This is a genomic window from Seongchinamella unica (genome assembly GCF_004354085.1).
In the GTDB taxonomy this organism is placed as follows: Bacteria; Pseudomonadota; Gammaproteobacteria; order Pseudomonadales; family Halieaceae; genus Halioglobus; species Halioglobus unicus.
The window spans coordinates 48,261-65,263 of record NZ_SMSE01000005.1 but is presented as its reverse complement, the minus strand read 5'-3'; the positions used below and the strand labels follow the sequence as shown (position 1 = coordinate 65,263).

The following is a 17,003-nucleotide window of genomic DNA, read 5'->3' as shown; positions in this document are numbered from 1 at the left end:
AGTGAGTTGCTGATAGCATACGAATTCATTACAGAATCCTAACTGCTACCTGGCACTGTGCTATGTTGTGAGCAATATACTCATACTGTTTGCCAGACTCAGCGATATACTCCTGAAATGCCTTGTACTCTCCCTTCTCCCAATCGGGATAGTTGTAGTACTCATCAAAAAGAATAATAGTCCCCGAGCCAATCCTGTCTGGCAGTAACTTGAATATGGTTTCAGTTGAAGAGTAAAGATCACAGTCAACGTGCAGAAAGCTTATTCCTTCTTCATTCTTCGCCAAAAAAATTGGCAGCGAGTTGGAAAACCATCCCTGGTGCAAAGCGACGTTGCCTGGCAAGTCTGTAGGTAACTCGGTGCTGAAGTGTCCTTTGTCGAACCCAAGGCGCCAGTTTCCAGGTAGTCCTTCGAATGAGTCGAATCCGTGTATCTCTCGTTCAGGAAATAGATCTGCGATTTGCCGAATACTTTCGCCCTTGAAAACACCAAATTCCAGAAAAAGGCCTTCCGTAAAATTTTGTTCAGTAAAAAGGTATTCACGCAGCCGAACCTTGTCGTCAAAGGCCTTGGAGCTTTGAAAATGCTTTTTCGCATAGTCGAAAGAGGACTCACTTGCCTCCCTGAGCTCTGCGAAATGTAGGTTGTACTGGCTCTTCAGGATTTCGTTTCTGACTATCCAGTGAAACGCCATGCGCTCGTTTTTCAGTGCTTTCGCTACCTCTTCTGCGACGATGGTCCTGGTTTCTTCCTGTGAGCGTAGCCTTGCGGCTTCTATCTCAGGTTTTATTGCTTTAGCAATGTATTCTTTGATCTTTGCTTTAATCATTTCTAATAAATCCGATTCGGTGCTTTGCTGGAGTTTCACAAGGTGTTGATTTTGGATATTGGTGGAGTGCATTTTTTCGTGGCGATAATCCGCAAATACATGTCTGCTACCCTGCTCTCGTCATTTGCCTGATTTCCTTTTGGCCTGGTGACTGTCGTGCCTAATGTGTCACTTGAAAAGATCGTCATATGTTGGGCTTAACTTCATTTAATTTGTCCTGTTGAACATGCGCTGAAACAATCGGCTTAGGCCCAGTATATCGATAATAGTCCACACCCTTGTGCGGGTGGACGGGGTTTCAAACTTCGCTCGAGCTATCGCTATGAAGCCGGGGCGCTTGCATTTGTGAGAATTTAGCCTGGCCTCAGTCTCCAGCATTTCGTCTGCGTTAAGTGGTTGATAGTCCAGGTCAAGCGACTCCGCGTGGCAAAATTCGCTGAATGCCAGGTTTATCGAATCGATCTTCCTGCAGAATTCGGAATATGTACTGCCGTTGTCTGTAGCGGAACTTTGCGCAAACTCCTCTCTGTCCTCTACGGGAAGCTGCGCAACTATGCGCGCTAGCCTTCGGGGCTCGATTTCGTATTCAGGGCGTGATTGATTGACGATAGCACGCTCTTGTTCTCTATATGGCGAATCATTAACGCCAATTTCCTGAAGAAACTTCTGAATATGATCTGTGGAGCTATTTGTGTAAGGCAGCACGCGTAACGCGTCGTCGCCAAAACATTGCCTGAGGAAGGAGGCGGTTGAAGTCGGATCCAGGTAGGCCTTAGGTATTTTCATAAAATACTTCGAGAATCTGGGGCGTGGAACCGGCTCTTCGTTTACCTCCTTGTACCAGGAAACCATAAATTCCATCGGTCCCCGGATATAGAGAATGACACGAACGTCATAACCATGAAAAAGGGCCTGCAGTTGCTCAATTGCCTTAGCCTGCACTTTGGGGCTGAAAGTTCCAAAGCGGTAGAACTCTTCACTGGAAATCAATTGGCCAGGCAGGTCGCTGTTGTTGATTTCGGTTTTAACCGTCGCAGCAATGTCCTGGAAAATGACGTTGTCGTCGTACCACAGCGGTGTATAGCAACCGAGCTCCTTCAGCAGGCTCAGTGGCAGTGCGCTGTGAGTGTCATGATTTCTCCTTGGTCTCGCCGATACCAGATAGTTGATGCCACGGGAGCCTAGCCAGTTTCGATGACGTGAGCAGAATGCCTGAAGTGCTGAAGAACCGGTCTTAAGATTGCCGGCGTGGATATAGACGGTTTTCATCTGCTTGCAGATTGAGGGGAACAGGGATTGGCTTTCCAGCATGGCTTCGCTTTGCCCCCACGCAATTTCTGACTTGCCAAGCAAATTTTATGATTCCAATCCGATGGGTGGTTCTGCTTGGTGCTTATCAATCGGTGGGGAACCAGAGGGAGTTTCGCGTGTTCTCGGTATCCTTGCCAGCATAGGACGTGAATTGAAATCTGGATCACTTGTCTGCCCCCTCCTGAACACCGCGCACCCAGTTGAGCAAGAGGCCAAATACAAGCATTACCGATACAGGAATCGAGTAGACTAGAGCGCGATTAACCTGCGTGAAATCCAGTGCGAACTCCGAACGCTCAGTGAAGTAATAGACGAAAAATAGAAACAGCAGCGTTATAACCAGCGAGACCAGTTCTGTTGCGAGGCCCTTTGCCATCTCCCGCCTGGTCATGAGTGCGATGGCCGCGAGCAGCAGCAGGTACCAGTGAATGTTCCAGTTGATCATTTTGAACAGTACCTGCAGCATTGCCTGGTTTACGTTGTGGAATGCGATCTCGAATTCACCGATATAAGGTACGGTGATCTGCTTGCTGTCGATGGCTAGACGACCGGCGGAGGGGATTTCGATGTCTATGCCGAAGAAAGCAACGACCAGGCCGATCGCGGCAGCGGTCGCTGCCAGTCCAAGCCATGTACTCATTCTAAATTGCAGCGAGCTTATAAGCAGGGTGATCACGACAATGCCACCTATTATCAAACCGGGAGTCTTTAATTGCATGCAGAAGGCCGCGTGAATCAGGGCTAACAAAGCGTAGGTCCACCTACCCGTGTAGTGCCATGCGCCCAGTGCATAGATGGCACAGCCGAAGGCCACTGTCACCCATAGGTCGGCGTACCCGGCGAGCATCGAGTGTACGTTTACAAATGGCATGTTCAGCAAGGCGTAGGCTGCAGTGGTGGCCAGTATGCTTGGAGCACCCATGAGTTTGAGGTGCCCATAGAGCGCTGCGCCCAGGGCAAGGATAATTAGTGCCCAGGGTAGGTAGATTACGGTGTGATCGCTGGTGCCGGCTGCCAACATTCCCCAGAGCTGTACTAACGGTACACCCACCGGGTACTTCCAGGCGTTTCTGGCACCTTCTATATGCACCAGCGCCTCAGCTGGTGACGCCAGCCACTCTGCCTGGCTGCGAAAAGGTACCAGTTCACCGTGGTGAAACCAGACCAGCGCCTTGGGCGCCCAGTTCATCCACGCGTCCCAGGGGAACAACGGGCGTAGCAGGAGCTCCTGGAAAATTGTAGCGTAGCGCAGGGCAATCAGCGCCATCAGCAGGGTTATTAAGACCTTTTGCCAGGCCATCAGAGGATGCTCAGCCGGTTTGGTTCTGGTTTTTGCTGGATTCAGGTAGAGCAGGGCGATAGCTAATAGCCCTAACAGTAGTAGACACAAGCTGGTGCCCCAGAAACTCTGCTGCAATCCCGCCCATTGAAAGCATCGCATGATCATCGTGGTGGCAAACAGGCCCAGCAAATAGCCGTGGCCAATCACGGCGGCGGGGTGCCAGTGGCTGCCGCGTGAAAGTAGCCAGTAGGTCCAGGCTGACCCCGTAAACCAGGGCAGCAGGATCGCGACCAGGGTGCCCGGCCACAGGTCCATCACGAGCCACCCCCGTATCGATACAAGCTCCCGAGGGTATGCTGGTCGATGCGCTCTACAGGAAGGGTTTTGCCATTCCAGGTGAGTGCGCTGTGGCTGCTGTCAAAATCGAGCCCATCTACCTCGCCCAGCACCAGTAAATAGTCCCCGGGCAGTACGGACTCAGGCCGCGGGAACTGGCCGAAATTGAAAATGTTATGCGGCAGCAGAAAATACTGCATTTTGAGCCGGCGATAGCCCCTCAGGGGGCCGGGTTCCAACAGGAAAATCCTCACGCCTGGTTCAGGCAGTACGCTGGTTTTGAGGTGGTGTGCGTATTGGTACAAATCGCCTTCCCAATCCACGAGCAGTTTTTCGTGCATGGTCTTGCCGGCGAACAGGTGGCGAGTGTCTTTCAGCTGTGTACTCAGCCAGTTTTGCCAGATCAAATCCAGCGAAATCCACGGAATGGCTACTGCCAGCACCATTGAGGTCCCGACGGACGGGCGGTTGAACAACCACAACAGGCCGAGAATTATTAGTGCGCCACCAGCCCAGGCGGCCACCACGGGAGTGACCGGCAGTATGGGGTCGGGTGGCGTGCCGCGCAGGTGATGGGCTGATTTCTGGGTCCAGCCTTCAACCGCAGTCCATTCCGCCCAAATGGATCGCAGCAGATTCGCTGGCGAGTTGGGCATGAACGTCAGGGATTCTACTGCGGTCGGGTAGTCGCGTAACTTGCCATAGGCGTCAATGCCAACTTCGGTGATCTTGCCACGCCACTCCGGGTGTCCTCCCAGCATCTGCAGTTTGGGCGTGTCACCGGTCCAGTAAATGCGCTGGTAGAACACATCTTCCGGGGCGCGCTCCGTTCGCCAGATGAAATAAACAAGCAGGTCGGGGTGCAGGTCGCTGATCTGACTCTGCAGAAAGGGATAGTCTTCCGCCTTGAGTCGTGCGCGACGAGAGAAAATCGCCCGTTTGTCCAAGCCGGGTTCCAACTCGGTGATACGCAAGGCGTTGTCGGAGGTGGTTTCTCCGTTTCCCATTCGGGGTATCAGATCTTTACCTTCCAGCTTCCAGGGCTTCACGTTTCCCCGGCTTGCCGCATCCTCAAAGCGCTTCAGGTCAGGCGATAGAAGCAGGTAGCAGGTGACAGCGATTATCGCGCTGAGGCCCAGTGCAATCACTGCCCAAGCCAGTGCGACGACAAAGCCCCGGTTGCTCAGCGTCTCCGCGACGTCCGCGGTGCTGTCTACTGCCGCTTCACTCATCAGCCATCCAGGCTTCCCTGTTCGGTTATTCGCCGGGAGAGCTGGCCGGCGGCATTGCGAATTTTCTCCCAACTGGAAAGTGCAGGGGCATAACCTGCACACAGCTCCCGCGCTGTTGCCAGTACCTGTTGCTCAGTCATGGCCTCGGGAAGACCGGTGATGTCCGTCACTTTTGCCGGAACCTGCATGGCGGCGCCGATATTGCTGGCGCTCTGCTGTAACCACTCCTGCCAGACGGGCGCCCGAATACTGCCATCCTGGAGGTAGCTGGACAGGCGCTTAAGTTCGGCCGCCTGCTCCCCGGCGACTTCCTGGCGAAACAGCGAGGTGAGGGCCCGGTCCGACATTTCCGACAGGTTGGCCACCAGTGCAGCAAGGGCTTGCAGGCGGCTCTTCGCGGAGATACCCGCCTGGTAACTGGTGTGATCGGTAATGTACTTGTTGATATTGATCTTGCCCCTGCCGCTCAGTGGCGCCGGATTGGGGTTACCCTGGCGTGGTTCCAGCGGGAGATGCGGTACGTTCCAGTCATGCTCCAGTACTGCGGCGTGGGGGTGGAGAAATTCGGTCATTGCGCCAAAAAGGTAATCTTCACCGCGGAACACGGGAAAGTAGGGGGGCAGCAGCTGCGTGTTATCCAGCCCGCTGACCTGGGAAATCACCGACATCTTGGTGAATGTAGGCCGCGGTTGTCCCAGCCAGTAGCTGCGACTCGCCAGTGCCCCTTCGATGCCGCCCGGGAATTCGGTCAGTCGCTTGCTGGATGCCGGGTCCAGGGTCAGAATCCACTCGGTTCCGGGCGTGCCGGGATCGCCCATGCTGCCGTTCTGGGTGACCAGTATCGGAGACTCCGCAGACCACAGGCTCAGGTAGGCGGAGTTTGCGCCCGCCAGGTCCTGAGGCTGTACCGGCTGGCCATTCGACAATTTGGCGATAGCCTGGCCCATGTTAAGCCCCAGGCACTGGGCGTGTCCGCCCAGGGGGTCGAAGTCGGCGCGTTGGGTGCGGGCCAGTATGTCCTGCTGGTCCCGGTAAAACTCTGCTTCCCGTTCCAGATTGCCGAACTGCAGGCCGGGTTTTTTGTAGGGCGAATCCACCGCCGCGCAGATCACGTCGTCATCCATGACAATGGCGCGGCAGCCCACTGAAAGCAGCAGGGTCAGGTTGCGCACTCGCCCGTAGGTCTCGCGCCCGCGCCAGCGATCCTGATCGAGCAAAAAGCGAATGGACGCTTCCTGTTCGGGCAATTGCTCAATAAGCCCGGCCATGAACTGCCTGGACTCCCTGGCTCCGAAGTAGCCCATATTGAGTGGGCAGGTGAGGTTGAATTGCTCAACCGCTTCGCGGTTCTTTTCGGCATTGGCCGGGTCGCGGGAGTCGTCTACCAGAAACAGGGCCTGGTGTCGGGTCAGGTTGCCGGCCCTGAGCATGGAATCCAGCAGCCGTGTTACCGCGGCGGGGCGATCACAGGTAATGATGAACACCCGTGTGGGCGGCAGGTCCACCGGAGGAGGTACCGGTGCATTGAGCCGGTCGCACACTGATTCCGCGGTGGTCATCAATCCCGCGTCTTTGAGCATGTTGAGTACTTTCATCACGTCAGCATGTTGTCCCGCCAGTTCGGGTATCGACGCGGTCAGCACCTGGGCGTGCTGTTCCAGGGTCCTGAATACACGGCACATGGGCATGCTGTGGGCGACAGGGGCCCCCACCAGCAGCTGGGCATCGCTGTATTTGTTGATCAGCAGGACGCCGCCGTTCTGCATATCGACGGCTTCACACTCGGCGAATGCATAAAGGCCACTGGGTGATGTGAAGGGGGTCTCGGACATGGGGTTCTGCTTGGGGGGGAGTAAGGGGTGAATTTTACGGGGGGCTGGTGGGGGTGTAAACCGCCAGGAGTGGTTTGGACCGGGTTGCGTGAGCTGGGGCTTGGGCTCGCTGGATTTCGGTGTGTCGAATCACCGGCCTCGCGGGAATGACGGTAAATTTATCGCCGGGTTTCGGGGTCGGAATTAACCATACTTATCGCCATCTCCAGCGCGGCCCTCAGGCTCGAAGCATCCGCCTTACCCGTTCCCGCGAGATCCAGCGCGGTCCCATGGTCCACCGAGGTGCGGATGATCGGCAATCCCAGGGTCACATTCACCGCTTCGCCAAATCCCGCGTACTTGAGCACCGGCAAACCCTGGTCGTGGTACATGGCGAAGATTGCGTCGCAGTGGTCCAGGACCTTGGGGTTGAATGCCGTGTCGGCTGGGAGCGGGCCCTGCAACACCATCCCCCGGGCTCTCAGCTTATCCAGCGTGGGGATGATGGTATCGATCTCCTCGCTACCCATATGGCCGCCTTCGCCGGCGTGCGGATTGAGGCCAAGTACCGCGATTCTGGGGGCGGCCAGGCCGAATTTCTGCTGCAGGTCCCGGTGGAGAATCTCCAGGGTTTCTGTCAGTAGCTCGGGGGTGATCGCAGCGGGCACGTCTTTCAGTGGCAGATGGGTCGTGGCGAGGGCGACGCGCATTTTGGCGGTGGCCAGCATCATAACGACCCGGTCGCTATCGGTGTCCTCCGCCAGTAGCTCGGTGTGGCCGCTGAAGGGGATGCCGGCCTCGTTGATCACGGATTTCTGTACCGGGGCAGTCACCATGGCCTGGCAGCGGCCGGCCAGACAGGCGTCAACCGCGGCGTGGAGGGTGCAGAGGACGTAGCTGGCGTTGGCCGGGTCCAGTTCGCCGGCAGTGCAGGGGGCGTTCAGGGCGACCGGGTAGACCTTGAGGCTGCCTGGCCGGTGAAGCTGGGGCTGGCCCTGCGGGTTATCGACGACGTCGATCCTGATATCCAGGCCCAGCATGTCTGCGCGCTGGCGCAGCAGGTCCGGGTCGCAGATCGCGATGAGTTCCGCGTCCCAGGGCTGTTGGGCGATGGCCAGGGTGATGTCAGGGCCGATACCGGCGGGTTCGCCGGGGGTGAGAGCGATGCGGGGGATCAACGTGCTTGGTCATTCCGGCGCAAGCCGGAATCCAGGGGGTGGTTGGTTTCTGGTAGCAGGGTCACTGGATTCCGGCTTGCGCCGGAATGACGGGGTTGGGGGCTGTTCGGACGGCTTTCGCCGTCACTTGATATCCACAAACGCTTCATCGCGGATCTGCCTCAGCCAGGCGTCCAGTTCTTCCTGGTATTTGCGGTTGTGCAGGTAGTTCATGGCCTTGTTGCGGGTGGCGCGGTCGGTCATGTCCTCTTCCCGGCGGTCCAGCACTTCCAGGATGTGCCAGCCGAACTGGCTCCTCACCGGGTCTGAAATCTCGCCGATGGCGGTAATCTGCATGGTTTGCTCGAATTCGGGAACCATTTGTCCGGGGCTGGTCCAGCCCAGGTCGCCGCCTTCCTGGGCAGAGCCAATGTCTTCGGAGTATTCCCGGGCCAGTTCGGCGAAGTCTTCCCCGGCTTCGGCGCGGGACTTGAGGCTGGTGACCAGTTCCTGCGCCTGCTGATCGGTCATGATCTCGGAGGGTTTCACCAGGATGTGGCGTACCTTGGTCTGGTTGACCACCATGCTCTCGTCGCCTCGGCGGTCGGCCATGTAAATCAGGTGGAAACCGCTGTCTGAGCGCACTTTCCGGGTTTCGCCCTTGGCCAGACCCGGGGCAAGGTCCGAGAACAGGGAGGGCAGGTCATCCAGCTTGCGCCAGCCGAGGTTGCCGCCGCTGAAGGTGTAGGGCCCCGGGGCGCTGACCGCTTCCTCAAAAGCCGAGCCAGCCTGAATTTCCGCCAGTATCTTGTCGACATAGGCCTCGGCCCGCTCTGCTTCTGCGGCAGGCGCGCTGGGAGAGACTGCCAGCAGCGCGTGGAGAATCTGGTATTCCGGCTGGGTCATTTTCTGACCTTCCTCGGTGGCCAGGAAGTTGTCCACTTCCTGGTCGGTGATCTCGATGCGCTGGTTCACGTTGCCCTGCTGCACCCGCTGGATGATCATTTCTTTGCGGATTTGTTCGCGCATACCCTGGTAGGACTGGCCCTGCTGCTCCAGCGCCAGGCGGAACTGGTCCAGGGTCATCCCGTTCTGGCCGGCGAGACGCTGCATGGCGTCGTTCAGCTGGGCGTCGGTGATGCGCACGCCCACACGCTGGCCCTTCTGCAACTGGATGCTCTCCAGAATGAGGCGGTCCAGGGTCTCGCGGATAATGACCTCTTCCGGGGGCATTTCCACACCCCGTGCCTCCAGGTTCTGGTTGATCGAGTCAACGCGCTCGCGCAACTCGCTGGCCATGATGATGTCATCCTCGACGATGGCCACCACCTGGTCCAGCATCTCGGTTTCCGCCCTGGCCATGCCGGTGGCGAGGGTAGAGGCCGCCAGGCAGGCGCCCAGCAGCATTGCTTTAATATTCACTATCGGTAAAACCTCGAATCATGTCTTTCATGATGCTGCTGGCCCGGCTGCCGAAGCCGCCCATGCCCTTGAGCACAATTTGAACCTGGGTGGAGTCTTCCCGCTCGAGCAGCGGGTCATCAAAGTCGGGGTTTTCCCCGGATGCATTATCGTAGTAGCGCAGGTGCAGCAATCGCAATTTCCAGCAGCAGGTATCATATTCCACTCCGAACATATCTTCCACGCTTTCCCCGGCCTGGATGGAGTAGTTGACAGCGGCAAATACCCGCCAGTTCAATCCCGCCGGTACGTACAGGGACACATGTGCCTCCTCGGTGGGAGGCTGGGTGGTGTCCACGGTGGTCAGCGGGCGCCGGTAGGTGTAACCGACGTTATAGATACTGCCGTCGTCGCTGGTGTAGCTGGTGAAAAAATTCCCGGAGTTCATCCTGTCGCTGTAGGGGTCCCAGACCAGGCTGGTACGCAGGCTCAGGCGTTCGTTGGGGTAAAAACTCAGTGCACCGGCGACCTCGGAACCACCGGTTTCCAGCGGCGGATCATCCGGATTCAACCGTACTTCCCGATCCTTGAAATAGAAAATCTGGCCGATGCTGGCGTTGAACTCCTCCCTGCCGTCGGTCTCGTCGATGAACCGGGTGGTGATGCCGACGGAGAGCTGGTCGGCATCATCGATGCGGTCGTGACCGGAGAAACGGGTCTCCCGGAAAAGCTGGTTGTAGCTGAATGTCAGCTCCGAACTGTCGAAGTCCGGTTGGCCGCGCTGGTCCTCATGGTCGCTGTACAGGTAGTACAACCGGGGTTCCAGGGTTTGCAGTATCTGGCTGCCAAACAGCCGGGTTTCGCGGTCAAAATAGAGGCCACCATCCAGGCTGAGCATGGGGGCGCCAGCGTCGGGAGTCTGGTCTTCATAATTCCTGTGCTGGTCCAGGTCGTAGGTCAGGAACCGGTACTTGGCGGTTGGCGTGAAAAAGCCGTAGGTCCACATCATCGGATAGCTGGCGCCGGCTTCGCTGTAGATTCGCTGGCCGGTGACCTTGTTGGTGTCGGTGTCGAAATTGGAGTACTGGACCAGCAAAATCGGGTCCAGTTCAAAGGGGGTGCCATCGGGGCGATAGCGACCGGTAATCTGCGGCAGCTTTTTGTAGTCGTTGTTGATGTCATCCGCCAGTGTCTGGAACTGCTGGACTTCCAGGTTGGCCATCCACCGGTCGCCCAGGTAGTCCAGGGCTCCGTATTGCAACAGTGCGGTCCGGCGCTTGGAGTCCAGGCTGGAGGTCTGCAGGTCCTTCATGTAGTTGACGTCACTGGCCTTACTGTAGTCGATCTGCGAACGCCAGCGCCTGTTGAACAGGCCGTTTTGCTTTACCACCCCCAGCCAACGGTCATGATTGCGCTCGCTGGGATACTCGTCCTTGTAACGCTTGTCCTCGTTCATAAAGGCGCCACCCACTTCCCAGCGTCCCAGGTAAGGATTGAGATAGCGCGCTTTGGCTTCGTGATTGAGCCCCCGCTCCTCGATAAAACGAGGGGTGTAAAGCAGGTCGTAGTCCGGTGCCAGGTTCAGGTAAACAGGTACCGCAACGTCGACGCCGCCCCGCGAGTCCGAGCCTATATCCGGCCACAGCATCCCGGCCCTGCGACGATCATCCAGCGGGAACTGCAGCCAGGGAAAGTAGAATACCGGGACTCCGGCCACTCGCATTTTGGCGTCCCGGGCCACGCCCAGGCCTTCCTCCAGGTCCAGTTCCAGCTCTCCAGCCTGCAGCAGCCACTGGTCATCCCCGGGGGCGCAGTAGCTGAGTTGGCCGCCGTGGATGTGGAGAATGCCCTCGCTGTCCCGTTCCAGGATGTCGGCACTGCCACGCATATGCAGCTCGTGGAGGACGAACTGGCTGGTTTCGATGCTGGCTTCCTCCGTTTTGGAGAAAATTTGCGCGCTTTCACCACGCAATAACAGGCCCGGTTCGCGCAGGGTGATGTTTCCTCTGAGCGTGGCCGTTTCCGCTGCCCGGTCGAGACTGACTTCATCCGCACGTATATGCCGATAGCCCTGTTGCAGGAAGACGCCGCCACTGAAAATTGCGCTGCTTTCGCGCAGCTCCGCGTCGCTGGCGTCTGCGTCGATGGGTGATTCTTCGGGGGAGAGTGACTGGTCCGCGCCGGCCAGGGGGTCTATATAGCGGCCCTGGCAGTTCACGCACTGGTCATCCCGAAGGTCCCGCGGGACTTCGTTCACGTGGACCCAGTCCAGGGGGTGTGCCGGTTCCTGCGCGCTGTTATCCTGTGCCAGCCCCGGCGCGGTGAGCAGGGCGCAGGCCACCGCGAGGCAGAGCCGCCCTGGGGTAGTGTTTCGCCGCGGCGGAAGGGCGGGTCTGGGTATCATTCTGAGTGCGGGTTCTTTGCGTAAAGGGCGAATTCTAAAGCATAGGCTGGTCCTTGTCCGGCAAAATTTGGGTATGGGCCCTGTCAATTCAATCAGCGTGTCAACACGAGGAACATGTGGCCAATAATTCACCTCCAGCCGATTTAATGTCCTGGTCGCTGTCGGTTCTGGGGGCGGAAGGCCCGGCAGAGCTGGAGCCCGTATCAGGAGATGCCAGCGCCCGGCGCTACTTTCGCCTGCGGCTCGATGGGGGCAGCTTCATGGTCGTCGATGCACCTCCCGATAGCCAGAAAAACGCCGAGTTCCTGGCGGTCAGGGAGCTGCTTTGTGCTGCCGGTATCACAGTGCCAGACCTGCACGGAGCGGACCTGTCCCGGGGCTGCCTGTTGCTGGGTGACCTCGGGGACCGACTGTTATTACAGGAACTTGATCCCGCTGCCGATGGCGCTCCCTACCAGCGTGCGCTTGCGGTGCTGTTGGCCATGGCCAGCATCGATCCGGCTGATCCGCACTGGCCACGCTACGATGACGCCCTGTTCAGTGAAGAGCTGGGCCGCTTCCCGCAGTGGTTTGTCGAGCAGTTGCTGGAGCTTCCTGCGCCGGATGACTCGATCTGGCAAGCCTTTACCGAGGTTCTCAAGGCCAGTGCCCTGGAGCAGCCCACGGTGCTCGTCCATCGCGATTTTCACAGCCGTAATTTGATGCCCCAGCCGGATGGCGCGCTGGCGGTGATCGATTTCCAGGACGCGGTCATCGGTCCTGTCACCTACGACCTGGTGTCGCTGCTGCGGGACTGTTATATCCGCTGGCAGCCACAGCAGGTTGAGGCCTGGGCCCTGTCCTACCTGGGGATGCTGCGGCAGCGGGGGCAGTTGATGTCGATTGACGATGCCCGCTTCCTGGCCTGGTTCGACCTCATGGGCCTGCAGCGTCACATCAAGGTACTGGGCACGTTTGCCCGGCTCTTTATCCGGGACGGCAAGCCCGCATACCTGCATGACCTGCCGCTGGTGATTCGCTACGTGCGGGAGATGCTGCACAAGTATCGGGGTGAAGTGGCTGCAATTGCGGCATTTGACCACTGGTTTGAGACTGAATTGATGCCGGTGATCCGCCAGCAATCCTGGAGCGCGGGCCAATGAAGGCAATGATGCTCTGCGCCGGCATCGGAGAGCGCATGCGGCCGCTGACCGGGCATACCCCCAAGCCCCTGTTGCGGGTGGCCGATGTGCCGCTCATGGAGTATCACCTCCGGGGACTCGCCCGGGCCGGGTTCCGGGAGGTGGTGGTGAATGTTTCCCACCTGGCCGGCCAGATTGAACACTACTGTGGTGATGGCTCCCGCTGGGGGATGGCTATCACCTGGTCGCGGGAGGAGGAGCCGCTGGAGACAGCCGGCGGTATCCAGCGGGCACTACCCCTACTCGGCACCGATCCCTTCCTGGTGATCAATGGCGACGTGTGGATTGACTATGCATTCGACACCCTGCGTCGTTACACCCTGAAGCCCTGGGAGCAGGCTCACCTGGTGCTGGTGGATAACCCGCCGCAGCACCCGCTGGGGGATTTCTGCCTGGGGGAGGCGGGAGAGGTGTGCTACCGGGCAGAGCGGGAAGCGGGCTTGACCTACGCCGGTTTAGGGCTCTACACGCCCGCGTTCTTTACCGGCATGCGCCCCGGCAAGCTGGCGCTGAGGCCACTGCTGGATGCTGCCATCGCCCGTGGGACCCTGGGGGCGGAGCACTACCGTGGTGACTGGGAAGATGTGGGAACGCCACAGCGCCTGGAGGCGCTGGATGCCCGGATTCGATCAGGCGCTGAACAATGAAACACGCCGGGGCAGGGCGGTGCGGGCGATCGCGATCCCCTTCATCCACAACAGACGCCGGGATACAGCGCAAAATTGGTCAAATTAACACCGCTTCCGCCGCTCTCGTTCCCCGGTCGGCTAACAGGTAGAATAGCCGCTTTTAACCCAGCCGGAGCCCAGCACATGGCCGATTACCAGATCGCCCCTTCCATTCTTTCCGCCGATTTCGCCCGCCTGGGAGAAGAGGTGGATAACGTGCTCGCGGCAGGCGCCGATATTGTTCACTTTGACGTCATGGACAATCACTACGTACCCAACCTGACCATTGGGCCGATGGTGTGTAAGGCCCTGCGCAAGCACGGCGTGACCGCCCCCATTGACGTCCACCTGATGGTCAGTCCGGTGGACCGGCTGATCGGCGATTTCGCCGAGGCGGGCGCCACCTATATTACCTTTCACCCGGACGCCTCCACCCACGTGGACCGTTCCCTGCAGATGATTCGTGACGCCGGTTGCAAGTCCGGGCTGGTCTTCAACCCGGCCATGGGGCTGGATGCGTTGCAATATGTGATGGACAAGGTGGACATGGTGTTGCTGATGTCGGTCAATCCGGGATTTGGCGGACAGTCCTTCATACCCGCAACGCTGGATAAATTGCGCGAGGCGCGGGCACTGATCGATGCCACCGGACTCGATATCCGGCTGGAGATCGATGGCGGGGTGTCGGCGAAGAACATCGGTGAGATCGCCGCCGCCGGAGCAGATACCTTTGTCGCGGGTTCGGCGATTTTCAATCAACCCGACTATGCGGCGGTGATTGAGGATATGCGGGAGGAGTTGGCGAAGGTGTAGCTCAAGCCAGGTCATTCCCGCGCCCTGCATCATTCCCGCGCCCTGCGTCATTCCCACGCCCTGCGTCATTCCCACGCCCTACGTCATTCCCGCGCCCTACGTCATTCCCGCGCCCTACGTCATTCCCGCGCCCTACGTCATTCCCGCGCAGGCGGGAATCCAGCGGCTTTCGAGGCGTGACAAAGGCCTGGGCAACCGGTTTTGGCCCTACCACCGGCGTTGAGTGCGGCCTGGATGCCCAGTCTGATGGTCCCTGGATTCTTGCCTGCGCGGGAATGACGCACAAAGGGGCGAGAAAGACGCATGAGGGGCGGGCATGACGGAATCCACCCATTTGCCATCCCGTTATCCCTATGTACAATAGGCCCACCCTCTATCCGGAGATTGCTGTGCAAACAGCTGTGCGTAACAGCATCGACCTGCTTTCGATGCGTGAGATCACCTGCTGGCGATGGTAGCCAGGGCCCCGCTTCGACCTCATTACGCAAAACCATTCTCCGAGGAACACCCATGAATTCGCAGGACTTTGCCGCGTTGGCGGCACAAGACTACAACCGCATACCTGTCAGCCTGGAAGTGCTGGCAGACCTGGAAACCCCCATCAGTGCCTACCGCAAGCTGGCGGAAGGGCCTTACTCCTTCTTCTTTGAGTCGGTTCAGGGTGGCGAGAAATGGGGCCGCTATTCGATCATCGGCCTGCCCTGTAGAACAGTTTTCAAGGTCTACGGCCACCGGGCCGACATCTATGTGGATGGCAAGCTTGCCGAGAGCGAGGAAGTGGAAGACCCGCTGGCATTTGCCGAGGCTTTCCAGCGGCGATACCGGGCCGCCCCCCGGGACGATCTCCCCGTATTCCATGGCGGCCTGGTGGGCTACTTTGGTTACGACACGGTGCGTTACGTCGAGCCCAGGCTGGCGCCGGGCATGCCGGAGGATGACCTGGGCAACCCCGACATCCTGTTGATGGTGTCGGAGGAAGTGCTGGTGTTCGACAACCTGGCGGGCACCATCAGGCTGGTTGTGAATGCCGACCCCTCGCAGCCGGATGCCCTGGCGGCCGCCAATGCGCGCCTCCAGCAACTGGTTGCCCGGCTGCCGGAACCCATGAAGCCGTTGCCCCAGGTGTCGCTGGCGGCCGCCGACAGTTCCGAGCTGGAGCAGCAGGCCGAATCTCACTTCACCGAGACCGCCTACTATGCGGCCGTGGACAAGGTCAAAGACTACGTATTGGCCGGGGACGTGATGCAGGTGGTGCCTTCCCAGCGCATGAGCGTGCCGTTTTCGGCACCGCCACTGAACCTTTACCGCGCGTTGCGCAATCTCAATCCGTCCCCCTATATGTATTACCTGGATCTGGAAGACTTCCACATTGTGGGTTCGTCACCGGAAATTCTGGCCCGGCTGGAACACGGCGTAGTCACCGTGCGGCCGATTGCCGGCACCCGTCGGCGGGGTTACAGCGAGGAAGAAGACGAGGCGCTGGAAGCGGAACTGCTGGCCGATCCGAAAGAAATCGCCGAGCACCTCATGCTGATTGACCTGGGTCGCAACGACGTGGGTCGCATTGCCAAGACAGGGTCAGTGGAACTCACCGACAAAATGGTGGTGGAGCGCTACTCCCACGTGATGCATATCGTCTCCAACGTCACCGGCGAACTGAAGGACGACAAGTCCGCGATAGACGTACTCAGGGCAACCCTGCCCGCAGGTACCCTCAGCGGTGCTCCCAAGATTCGGGCCATGGAAATCATCGACGAACTCGAGCCGGTCAAGCGCGGCGTCTATGGCGGTGCAGTGGGTTATATTTCCTGGGCCGGCGATATGGATACCGCTATCGCCATCCGCACGGCGGTGATCAAGGACGGCAAGCTGCACGTTCAGGCCGGTGGTGGCGTGGTGGCTGATTCCGTGCCCCGATTGGAGTGGAAGGAAACCCACAACAAGGCCCGGGCCATGTTTCGCGCGGCGTCCATGGTGCTGGCGGGGGAGGAGTAAACAATGCTGTTAATGATCGACAATTACGACTCCTTTACCTACAACGTGGTCCAGTATCTTGGGGAACTGGGCGCCGATGTGCATGTGGTGCGCAACGACGAGATTGCGGTAGCGGACATCGCGGCCCTGGCGCCGGAAAAAATCGTGATATCCCCGGGGCCCTGCACGCCCAACGAGGCGGGCATCTCGATGGCGGTTATCAAGGAATATGCCGGCAAGCTGCCCATTCTCGGCATTTGCCTGGGCCACCAGAGCATAGGCCAGGTGTTTGGCGGCAAGGTGGTGCGGGCGCGCCAGGTCATGCACGGTAAAACCTCACCGGTACACCATCGGGGTGAAGGGGTGTTTCGCGGACTGAGTGAGCCCTTTGAAGCCACCCGCTATCACAGCCTGGTGGTCGAAAAAGACAGTCTCCCGGACTGCCTGGAAGTGACCGCCTGGACCCAGACCGAATCCGGCGAGGTGGATGAAATCATGGGCCTGCGTCATCGAGAGCTGGCCATAGAAGGCGTTCAGTTCCATCCGGAATCCATTCTCACCGCGCACGGCCACGACCTGCTGCGCAATTTCCTGGAGCAATAGC

General features: G+C 58.8%; 13 protein-coding genes. 5 read left to right on the top strand and 8 right to left on the bottom strand.

All coding sequences use genetic code 11. The features are described 5' to 3' along the window. Positions 1-28: 28 nt before the first annotated feature. The 8 genes from E2F43_RS18020 to E2F43_RS17985 form a co-directional block, all read right to left on the bottom strand. Complete coding sequence (locus E2F43_RS18020; RefSeq protein WP_133215346.1) at positions 29-901, bottom strand: class I SAM-dependent methyltransferase; 873 nt, start codon at positions 899-901, stop codon at positions 29-31. A gap of 135 nt (positions 902-1,036) precedes the next feature. Then, on the bottom strand, positions 1,037-2,182 hold the full coding sequence (locus tag E2F43_RS18015; RefSeq protein ID WP_133215344.1) for a hypothetical protein: 1,146 nt from the start codon (positions 2,180-2,182) through the stop codon (positions 1,037-1,039). A 121-nt stretch (positions 2,183-2,303) separates the two neighbouring features. Further along, a complete protein-coding gene (locus E2F43_RS18010) occupies positions 2,304-3,740 on the bottom strand; it encodes a hypothetical protein (RefSeq protein ID WP_133215342.1) in 1,437 nt (478 codons plus the stop codon). Then, positions 3,737-4,990 (bottom strand): hypothetical protein, encoded by a 1,254-nt coding sequence (locus E2F43_RS18005; RefSeq protein ID WP_133215340.1) that lies wholly within the window; start codon positions 4,988-4,990, stop codon positions 3,737-3,739. Before E2F43_RS18005 ends, E2F43_RS18010 begins: the two co-directional genes overlap by 4 nt. Further along, the gene (locus tag E2F43_RS18000; protein WP_133215338.1) at positions 4,990-6,822 is read right to left on the bottom strand and encodes a hypothetical protein; all 1,833 of its coding nucleotides are present in this window, start codon (positions 6,820-6,822) and stop codon (positions 4,990-4,992) included. Before E2F43_RS18000 ends, E2F43_RS18005 begins: the two co-directional genes overlap by 1 nt. Positions 6,823-6,980: 158 nt before the next feature. Then, a complete protein-coding gene (pdxA, locus tag E2F43_RS17995) occupies positions 6,981-7,979 on the bottom strand; it encodes a 4-hydroxythreonine-4-phosphate dehydrogenase PdxA (RefSeq protein ID WP_133215336.1) in 999 nt (332 codons plus the stop codon). A gap of 123 nt (positions 7,980-8,102) precedes the next feature. Next, positions 8,103-9,380 (bottom strand): peptidylprolyl isomerase, encoded by a 1,278-nt coding sequence (locus tag E2F43_RS17990; RefSeq protein WP_133215334.1) that lies wholly within the window; start codon positions 9,378-9,380, stop codon positions 8,103-8,105. Beyond that, the gene (locus E2F43_RS17985) at positions 9,370-11,763 is read right to left on the bottom strand and encodes an LPS-assembly protein LptD (protein ID WP_133215332.1); all 2,394 of its coding nucleotides are present in this window, start codon (positions 11,761-11,763) and stop codon (positions 9,370-9,372) included. The genes E2F43_RS17990 and E2F43_RS17985 overlap by 11 nt, the downstream gene beginning before the upstream one ends. Positions 11,764-11,909: 146 nt before the next feature. On the opposite strand from E2F43_RS17985, the gene E2F43_RS17980 reads away from it, so the two are divergent. From E2F43_RS17980 to E2F43_RS17960, 5 genes are all read left to right on the top strand, one after another. Beyond that, positions 11,910-12,905 carry an aminoglycoside phosphotransferase family protein gene (locus tag E2F43_RS17980; protein WP_133215330.1) on the top strand — a complete coding sequence of 332 codons (996 nt, stop codon included), beginning with the start codon at positions 11,910-11,912 and terminating at the stop codon, positions 12,903-12,905. Continuing rightward, entirely contained in the window at positions 12,902-13,591 is a 690-nt protein-coding gene (gene murU, locus E2F43_RS17975; protein WP_133215328.1) for an N-acetylmuramate alpha-1-phosphate uridylyltransferase MurU, read from the top strand. The genes E2F43_RS17980 and murU overlap by 4 nt, the downstream gene beginning before the upstream one ends. Positions 13,592-13,756: 165 nt before the next feature. Continuing rightward, positions 13,757-14,425 carry a ribulose-phosphate 3-epimerase gene (gene rpe / locus E2F43_RS17970; protein WP_133215326.1) on the top strand — a complete coding sequence of 223 codons (669 nt, stop codon included), beginning with the start codon at positions 13,757-13,759 and terminating at the stop codon, positions 14,423-14,425. Positions 14,426-14,935: 510 nt separating this feature from the next. Continuing rightward, positions 14,936-16,420, top strand: a complete 1,485-nt coding sequence (gene trpE, locus E2F43_RS17965) for an anthranilate synthase component I (RefSeq protein ID WP_133215324.1) — start codon at positions 14,936-14,938, stop codon at positions 16,418-16,420. A 3-nt stretch (positions 16,421-16,423) separates the two neighbouring features. Further along, on the top strand, positions 16,424-17,002 hold the full coding sequence (locus E2F43_RS17960; RefSeq protein ID WP_133215322.1) for an anthranilate synthase component II: 579 nt from the start codon (positions 16,424-16,426) through the stop codon (positions 17,000-17,002). The last annotated feature ends 1 nt before the right edge of the window (position 17,003 follow it).